The sequence below is a fragment of the Polaribacter sp. Z022 genome (assembly GCF_023555495.1).
Lineage (GTDB): Bacteria > Bacteroidota > Bacteroidia > Flavobacteriales > Flavobacteriaceae > Polaribacter.
Genome location: NZ_JALCZO010000025.1, coordinates 1 through 1115 on the forward strand (window position 1 = coordinate 1; position 1115 = coordinate 1115).

At 27.8% G+C, this 1115-nt stretch carries 2 protein-coding genes; one reads left to right on the forward strand and one right to left on the reverse strand.

Features of this window, described 5'->3' with window-relative positions; translation table 11 throughout:
• Nucleotides 1-116 precede the first annotated feature (116 nt).
• Complete coding sequence (locus tag MPF13_RS15405; RefSeq protein ID WP_249983654.1) at nt 117-641, forward strand: hypothetical protein; 525 nt, start codon at nt 117-119, stop codon at nt 639-641.
• A gap of 12 nt (nt 642-653) precedes the next feature.
• On the opposite strand, the gene MPF13_RS15410 is transcribed toward MPF13_RS15405, so the two are convergent.
• Entirely contained in the window at nt 654-866 is a 213-nt protein-coding gene (locus tag MPF13_RS15410) for a hypothetical protein (RefSeq protein WP_249983655.1), read from the reverse strand.
• Nucleotides 867-1115: the final 249 nt, after the last annotated feature.

The following is a 1115-nucleotide window of genomic DNA, read 5'->3' on the forward strand; positions in this document are numbered from 1 at the left end:
GCTTACTTACGAAAATCCTCGCGGATTTTCTTTGTCTGTAATTATTTATTAAATTAGTTGCTTAATTCACGCAACAAACCATATATAAACACGTTGTAAAACATTTGACCAAACCAATGAATACAGATAAATCAAACAAATTTTCTCATATTAAATTTGGCTCTCGTGGAGAAGGAATTTATTATAATCTGAACGGAAAAGAATATGGTTTTGACTCAACTTGGTTTGGCGGAATAAATATTTGTTTGAGAGATTTAAGCGATACGAATTTGAATGAAAACCAAAAGACTAAAATGCTTATGGAAATTATTCAATTCGTAAATGAAAAAGAAAATGAGAAACCTACAATCTCTTACAATACTGATGAAAAAGATTCGGAATTATGGAATAAGCTAACAATTGAGTTCAGTTCACAAATTAAAGACGTTTTAATAACGAATAATGAAGGAGCTAATGAGAATTTGTACAATAGTATGAAAGCCGATTTAGAAACTGGATTGGCTGAAATGAATATTCGAGGATTGAAATTAAAAACGGTTAAGGATTTAGACAAACATTGGAATAAAATAAAGTTTACAAAAGAAGGAGAATTAAACGAAAAAATCACTTTTTGGGATAAATTAAGAGCAAAACTGTATTAAAAACATTTGTATTTAAGATTTTTGCTTTTCTTTAAAGAATATTAAAATATCTGTAATTGGATAAATTAAACCAACAACTATAAGTCCTAAACCTGATATAATTTGCTTTCCGTTCAAAAAACTATACTCATAACTTGGATATGTTTTTACCATATAAATACCTCCAATTATAAAGAGTGTACAGATTAAATAAATGAAGATTTTGAATATTCCTTTTAATATCATTTTATGAAGTTAATTAAATTATAAACGTTTTACAACAACGTGTATAATTAATTGCTTTGGCAAGTGCTCACTTGGAAAATTCCTTCGGAATTTTCTCGGGTTCGTATTTGTTTACTAAATTAGTTGCTTAATCACGCAACTAACCATACACAATCACGTTGGCAAAAACTCGGTTGAAGTTCCTCAAATTAGCAAAAGTTCTTTAAATAAAATTTTCGCTTTAAAATTCTGAAAACAAAAAAATGTAGT

Coding starts and splice junctions, on each gene's coding strand:
- MPF13_RS15410 (WP_249983655.1), bottom strand. CDS start 866: ATGATATTAAAAGGAATATTCAAAATCTTCATTTATTTAATCTGTACA.
- MPF13_RS15405 (WP_249983654.1), top strand. CDS start 117: ATGAATACAGATAAATCAAACAAATTTTCTCATATTAAATTTGGCTCT.